The sequence below is a fragment of the Paractinoplanes deccanensis genome (assembly GCF_016862115.1).
GTDB lineage: Bacteria > Actinomycetota > Actinomycetes > Mycobacteriales > Micromonosporaceae > Actinoplanes > Actinoplanes deccanensis.
On sequence record NZ_BOMI01000014.1, the window covers coordinates 134,180 to 140,510 of the forward strand.

Here is a 6,331-nt window from a genome sequence, read left to right on the forward strand (position 1 = left end):
GGCACAGGGCACCCGCAGCCCTTCGGCTACTTGGTGACGACCGACCGGAGCCAGCGGTACGAGTCGCGCGGCGTGCGCTTCTGGCTGTGGAAATCGACGTGCACCAGGCCGAACCGCTGTGCATAACCCTCGGCCCACTCGAAGTTGTCCAGCAGCGACCAGACGAAATAGCCGCGCAGGTCCACCCCGGCGTCGATGGCGTCCCGCGCCGCGGCCAGGTGCGACTCCAGGTATTCGATCCGGAAGGTGTCGGCTATGCCCTCGTCCGTGGAGCAGCCGTTCTCGGTGATGTAGATCGGGGGCAGCGCCTCGCCGTACGTGTCCCGCAGCCCGGTGAGCAGCTCCGTCAGGCCCTTCGGGACCACGGGCCAGCCGAACGCCGTCGCCGGGTAGCCCTCGATCGGCCGTACCTCGAACGGCAGCTCGCCGCCGTCGCTTGCGGCGCCGACGAGGGTGGGGTTGTAGTAGTTCACCCCGAGCGCGTCCACCGGGGTGCGGATCGTGTCGAGGTCGCCGTCCTGGATGTGCGGCGCGAGCCCGGGCAGCAGGAACTCGGGATACGTGCCCAGCAGCACGGGATCGTTGAACAGCCGGTTGTGGAAACCGTCGTACACAGCCGCCGCGGCCCGGTCCGCGTCGTCCTCGCTCGCTGTCCACACCGGTGTGCAGTTGTTGGTTATCCACACCTCCCGCGCCCCGGCCGCCTTCAACGCCTGTACGGCGAGGCCGTGCCCGAGCAGCTGATGGTGCGCCACCGGCAGCGCCCCGAGCTGCAGCGCCCGGCCCGGCGCGTGCGTGCCCCACGCGTACCCCTGCGCCATGTGGACAACCGGCTCGTTCAGCGTGATGAACCTGTGGACACGGTCGCCGAGCCGCGCGGCCACGTGTCCGGCGTACTCGGCGAACCGCAGGGCGGTCTCCCGGCTGAGCCACCCGCCGTCGTCCTCCAGTGCCTGTGGCAGATCCCAGTGGAAGAGCGTCGGCACCGGCTCGATGCCGCGCGCGAGAAGCCCGTCCACAAGCCGCTCGTAGAAGTCGAGCCCCGCGCCGTTGACCGCGCCCGCCCCGGCCGGCTGCACCCGCGGCCACGCGATCGAGAACCGGTACGCCCCCACACCGAGGTCCGCGAGCAGCGCCACGTCCTCCGCCCACCGGTGGTAGTGGTCGCACGCGACGTCGCCCGTGTCGCCGTTCTTAATACGCCCCGGAGTGTGCGAGAAGGTGTCCCAGATGGACGGTCCGCGCCCGTCCTCGTGCACAGCGCCCTCGATCTGGTACGACGCTGTGGAAACCCCGTACAGGAAACGCTCCATCGCCTCAGGCTATAGCCTGCGCCGCGCGTGCCCGTGTCTGTGGATCGTCCTCGGCGAGCAGCCCCAGCAGGATGTGCACCGCCTCCTCCTGATCATCGCGTCCGGCGTAGAGACGGCCGATCACTTGACCGATCGTCGACCTGACAACCGGGGAAGGGTCCTTTACCAGAGGAATCAAGAGGTGCGCGATGCTCCGGGCCGTCGACGGGCCCTCCGGAGCGTCGTCGCGCGCGTCTTCCCGGGTCGCCGACCAGCCGAGCCGGATCACCGCCTCTCGCCGGATCCACTCGTCCGGGTCCCGCAGCCCTTCGATGACGAGTTCGAGCGCGCCCGAGTCGCCCGGCAGGCCGGAGAACGCCTCACGCCGCAGCGACGCATCCGGATCGCTCAGCGCCTGCCGCATCAGGTCCTCGAGGCCGGGTCGGTAGACCTCACCCAGCGAGCTCAAGCCCGCCTCCAGCGCGATCGGCCACGGATCCTCATGGGCGAAAAGCTCGTCGAGCGTCAGCACGACCACACTCTGACCCACCGCCCCACCAGCGGCAACCCCGTCTCGATCATGATGAGGGGGATGCCTCGCCTTCTCGCCGCCGCCTCCGCGCTCGCCGTGGCAGCCGGCGCCACCACCATGACGATCTCGCTCGTCGCCACGCCCGGCTCCTGGCTGGCGGGCTATGTCAGCGAAACGGGCACGTCCGGCATGCCGCACGCGATTCCGTACCGCTGTGGATTACTCCTGCTGGCTCTCGGCGTCGCCCTCCTGGGCCTGGCGCTGCGCCGCCCGCTCACCACGCCCGGTTTGTCCGCCGCGGCCGTGCTCGCCGGCATCTCCGGCGCCGTGCCGTGCACCAACCAGTGCCCGCTTCCGCCCTACGAGCTCACCACGCCGGCCGATGTCGTCCACGCCGCCGCCACCATCCTGGGCATGCTCACCCTCGCTGCCACCATGGCTTCTCTCTGGTACGCCCACGAGCGCCCCGCCGTCCGCCGCCTGGCAGCCCTCGGCGTCTGCCTGACCGTCCCCCTGGGCGCCGCCCTCGGCCTGACCATGCTCTTCGCGGGCCGCGGCCCCCTGGCGGCGACACTCGAACGCCTCTTGCTCCTGGAGGCCGTCATCTGGCTGATATCCACAGCTGCGGCAGCCGCCTTCCCGGCATCCACATCCTCGGGTCCCCGCCTCATCCACAGCCCGCCCCAGGCCTCCTGACCCGCACGGTGGGCGGCGGGGCTGACGCGGGCGCCGTCCTCTGGCAGACTGGTTGCAATCTGCAAGCGGTTCGGTCTGGTGGGAGGGACGGCATGGGCAAGCTGATCTACTCGATGATCACGTCCGTGGATGGCTACGTGTGCGACGAGGACGGCAACTTCGGGTGGGGTGTGCCCGACGAGGAGTCGCACCGGTTCATCGGGGAGCGCTCGAAAAGCGTCGGCACCTATCTCATGGGCCGCCGGATGTACGAGGTCATGTCCTACTGGGAGACCGCGCACGAGCTCGCCGGCGAGCCCGCGGTCGTGCACGAGTTCGCGCGCGTCTGGCAGGCCGCCGACAAGGTGGTCTACTCGACGACGCTGACCGGTGTCACCACGGGCCGCACGCGCCTGGAGCGCACGTTCGAGCCGGAGGCCGTACGCAAGCTCAAAGAAAGCGACGACCGCGACATCACCATCGAAGGGCCGACGCTCGCCGCGCAAGCGGTGAAGGCGGGGCTGGTCGACGAATACCAGCTCATCGTGGCGCCCGCGCTGGCCGGCGGCGGCACGCCGTTCTTCCCCCAGGGCGTCCGCGCCGAGCTCGAGCTCATCGAGGACCGCAGCTTCCCCAACGGCATGGCTTTCCTGCGATACGCCGTGAAATGAGGAGCGCCCCAGAACAAGACACGCCCGGTGACGGCGTGGCCGTCACCGGGCGTACCCCCGATAGGAACAAAGCTCAGTTGGTGCGGGCGCTGCTCGGGCTCGCGGGGGTGTTGGACGTCTTGCCGCCGTCGGGCTTGATGGCGAACCACTTGCCGTTCAGGCCCTGGCCGTTGAGGTCGCCGGGCTTGGCGTCGGCGACGAAGTAGTAGACGGGCCAGCCGTTGATCGTCACCTGGCAGGTGCCGTCGGCGCGCTCGACGTAGCCGACGATCTGCGGGTCGACGCCGTCCGGGAAGATCTTGCCGGGCGACTTGATGAGCAGGGGCGGCCAGGCGGTGGCGCAGTCGCCGTTGCAGGTGGACTTCGGCGGCTTGTTCGAGTCGTTGTCGAAGCGGTAGAGCGTGCGGCCGGCGCCGTCGGTCACGTACGTGCCGATCTCGTCGGACTCGGTCGTGTTGAGCTCGACCACCTTGCTGCCCGCGGTGCGGGACTTCGGCGGCGTGATGTCCTCCTGGGACGGGCCGCTGAAGATCTTCACCCATTTCTGGGTCTTCGCCACGGTCGGGGAGGGCGCGGGCGTCGTCTCGTCGGCCTCGGCCTCATCGGAGCCACCGGCAGCCCCCGCGTCGGACGCAGCGTCCTCGGAAGGAGCCTCCTCGGAAGGGGCGGCAGCGGAAGTGGAAGGAGCAACACCCTCAGGCTGCTCGTCCGCCTGGGGAAGGCCGGCGCCGGCCAGGTCTTCTTGCTGCGGGTCCGGTCCCTGAGGGTTCAACGGCGCCTCGGACCCCTGCACCGCCACCGGTACGGCGTCCGCTGCCGCGGTGCCGCCGCCCTGGTTGCCACAGGCCGCCACGCTCGCCAAGCCGGCGATCATGGCCGCGACGTAGATCGTCCTGCTTCGCTTCATCATGGCCATCTCCCAGTCGCTGAGAACCTTCGATGCCATCCACACGCCACCGGGACGCCGACCGGTTCACCGGGTTGTGCCACATTCCCAAAAATCTTGATCCGGGTACGCCACGCGGCGCGTACTCCCGGTAGCCGCGGCACAGTACTTTCATCGATGTCGACGTTCGGTGCACAGCGGCCGTCCGTCGGCGGAGACCCGTACGAGGCGGCGAGCGACTGTGCCGCGGGGAGAGAGACGGATGCCGTCCAGCAGATCCAGACCACACCGGGAGGTGGCCGATGAAGCACTGGTCAGATCGTTGTTCTCCGAACACGGCCGGGCCATGCTCGCGTACGCCACGCAGCTGACCAGGGACCGCGCGGCCGCCGAGGACGTGGTCCAGGAGGCGCTCGTGCGCGCCTGGCGGCATCCGGACAGCCTCAACAACGGCAAGGGCTCGGTACGCGGGTGGCTGCTCACCGTCGTACGAAACATCGTGCTGGACCAGATCCGGGCCCGGAACCGGCGTCCCCCCGAGGTGGGCGAAAGCCCGCCGGACGCCGCGGTGGAGGGTGACCACGCCGATCAGGTCGTCACGTCGATGGTCGTGGTCGACGCGCTGAGCAGGCTCTCCAACGAGCACCGTGAAGTGCTCGAACAGGTCTACCTCCAGGGCAACACGGTGGCCGAGGCCGCCGAGGCGCTCGGCATACCGCCGGGCACGGTGAAATCTCGCTCCTTCTACGCGTTGCGGGCCCTACGCGAGGTCGGCAAAGAACGGTTGGCATCATGACGGCGCCGGAGAGCGCGAACCCCCCGACCAACGACCACGTCGACCTGGCCGGATATCTGATGGAGATGCTCTCGCCCGAGGAGAAGGCGGCGGCCGACGAGCACCTCGCCGGGTGCGCCGCGTGCCGCGACGAGATCGAGTCGCTGCGCGAGTGGTCCGAGCAACTCGGCGAGATCCCCGAGGCGATGCTGCTCGACGGCCCGCCCGACGACGCCGACCTGCTGTTGCAGCGCACCCTTCGGCAGGTACGCCAGGAGTCCGCCGGCCGGCGCCACCGGCGCTGGGCCTCGGTGACCTCGATCGCCGCGGTCGCGGTGGGTCTCGCGGTGGCCGGTGGGCTGGTGGTGGGCAGGCAGACGGCGCCGGAGCCGGATCCGGTCGCGCAGGCGACCGCGTCTGTGGCGCCTGGCGCCCGTACGGGATCAGGAACGGACCCCGCGACCGGGGCGCGCATGGAGGCGACCGTGGTGCCGGCGGCCGGCTGGGTGCGGGTGAGCGCGACGGTCGGCGGCATCCCGGCGGGGGAGAAGTGCGTGCTCGAGGTGGTCGGCAAGGACGGCACCCCGGCGGTCGCGGGCAGCTGGCTGGTCTCCCCGGCCGGCGAGACGGGCGGCACGAGCCTGAACGGGAGCGCGCTGATCGATCCGGCGGATGTCGCCTCCGTACGGGTGGTGAACACGACCGGAAAGCAGTTCGTGACGGTGCCCGTCTAGGGCTAACGCAGAGCGATCATCGCCTCGGCGAGCGCGTCGGTGGCGTGGAAGACGTCGACGGCGTTGTGCTGGAGGGGTCCGCCCGGCTCGGTGAGACGGGCCGCGCGGGCCCCACCGGCGTAGAACGGCGCGAAACCCATGTCCCGGATGATCGTGGTGGCGGCCTGGCGCGCGTCCTTGTGGTCGGTGCAGACGAACTCGGCCAGCAGCGGATCGTGCCCGCGGCGGTAGCTGAGCACCTCCATGGGGAGCGTGTTGAGCGCCTTCGCCCAGTGCGCCTCGGGCGCCCACGAGATCAGCTGCTCGAAGCCGCTCGAGGCGCCGTCGAGAACGGGCACCGTGGGATTCGTGGCGTCAATGACGATCTTGCCGTTCAGCTCGCCGCCGGCCAGGTCGATCGCCTCGTGCGCGGTCTCCCAGTTGGGGGCGAAGAGCACCACGTCGGCGAAGGACACCGCCTCCGCGACCGGCATGGCGGTGCCGTGGCCGCCGAGATGGTCGACCACGCCGCCGAGCCGCTCCGGATGCCGTGACGCGACCGCCACGTCGTGACCGCTCTCCGCGCACCACTCGGCGAGCGTAGCGCCGAGCTGACCTGCCCCGATGACGCCGATGTGCATGCCATCAGGGTGCCTCGTCGCGGCCTCGCACGAGGCGGGAACCGCCATTTTCGGCCGCGGCCGGCGGTGATGCGCCGGCCGCGGCCTCTCTTGGTCAGCGAGGCGGCCGTTTCTTGGTCAGCGAGGCGGCCTCTCTTGGTCAGCGA

At 70.3% G+C, this 6,331-nt stretch carries 8 protein-coding genes; 4 read left to right on the forward strand and 4 right to left on the reverse strand.

Annotated elements, in window-relative coordinates; all coding sequences use genetic code 11:
- Nucleotides 1-26: 26 nt before the first annotated feature.
- Nucleotides 27-1,313 (reverse strand): GH1 family beta-glucosidase, encoded by a 1,287-nt coding sequence (locus Ade02nite_RS05300; RefSeq protein WP_203760363.1) that lies wholly within the window; start codon nt 1,311-1,313, stop codon nt 27-29.
- Between the two features lie 4 nt (nt 1,314-1,317).
- Nucleotides 1,318-1,824, reverse strand: coding sequence for a HEAT repeat domain-containing protein (locus Ade02nite_RS05305; RefSeq protein WP_203760364.1), 507 nt, complete (start codon nt 1,822-1,824; stop codon nt 1,318-1,320).
- Between the two features lie 60 nt (nt 1,825-1,884).
- On the opposite strand from Ade02nite_RS05305, the gene Ade02nite_RS05310 reads away from it, so the two are divergent.
- Together Ade02nite_RS05310 and Ade02nite_RS05315 are read left to right on the forward strand one after the other, a co-directional pair.
- Nucleotides 1,885-2,520, forward strand: coding sequence for a DUF998 domain-containing protein (locus tag Ade02nite_RS05310; RefSeq protein ID WP_203760365.1), 636 nt, complete (start codon nt 1,885-1,887; stop codon nt 2,518-2,520).
- A gap of 92 nt (nt 2,521-2,612) precedes the next feature.
- The gene (locus Ade02nite_RS05315) at nt 2,613-3,170 is read left to right on the forward strand and encodes a dihydrofolate reductase family protein (RefSeq protein ID WP_203760366.1); all 558 of its coding nucleotides are present in this window, start codon (nt 2,613-2,615) and stop codon (nt 3,168-3,170) included.
- Between the two features lie 73 nt (nt 3,171-3,243).
- Here Ade02nite_RS05315 and Ade02nite_RS05320 read toward each other — a convergent pair whose 3' ends face one another.
- Nucleotides 3,244-4,080 carry a COG4315 family predicted lipoprotein gene (locus tag Ade02nite_RS05320; protein WP_239168537.1) on the reverse strand — a complete coding sequence of 279 codons (837 nt, stop codon included), beginning with the start codon at nt 4,078-4,080 and terminating at the stop codon, nt 3,244-3,246.
- A 271-nt stretch (nt 4,081-4,351) separates the two neighbouring features.
- Between Ade02nite_RS05320 and Ade02nite_RS05325 the strand changes: the two genes are divergently transcribed.
- A complete protein-coding gene (locus tag Ade02nite_RS05325) occupies nt 4,352-4,852 on the forward strand; it encodes a sigma-70 family RNA polymerase sigma factor (protein ID WP_239168538.1) in 501 nt (166 codons plus the stop codon).
- Nucleotides 4,849-5,565: an anti-sigma factor gene (locus Ade02nite_RS05330; RefSeq protein WP_203760368.1), complete on the forward strand. Its 717-nt coding sequence runs from the start codon at nt 4,849-4,851 to the stop codon at nt 5,563-5,565. Before Ade02nite_RS05325 ends, Ade02nite_RS05330 begins: the two co-directional genes overlap by 4 nt.
- A gap of 2 nt (nt 5,566-5,567) precedes the next feature.
- Here the strand turns inward: Ade02nite_RS05330 and Ade02nite_RS05335 are convergent, their stop codons facing one another.
- Nucleotides 5,568-6,185: an NADPH-dependent F420 reductase gene (locus Ade02nite_RS05335; RefSeq protein ID WP_203760369.1), complete on the reverse strand. Its 618-nt coding sequence runs from the start codon at nt 6,183-6,185 to the stop codon at nt 5,568-5,570.
- Nucleotides 6,186-6,331: the final 146 nt, after the last annotated feature.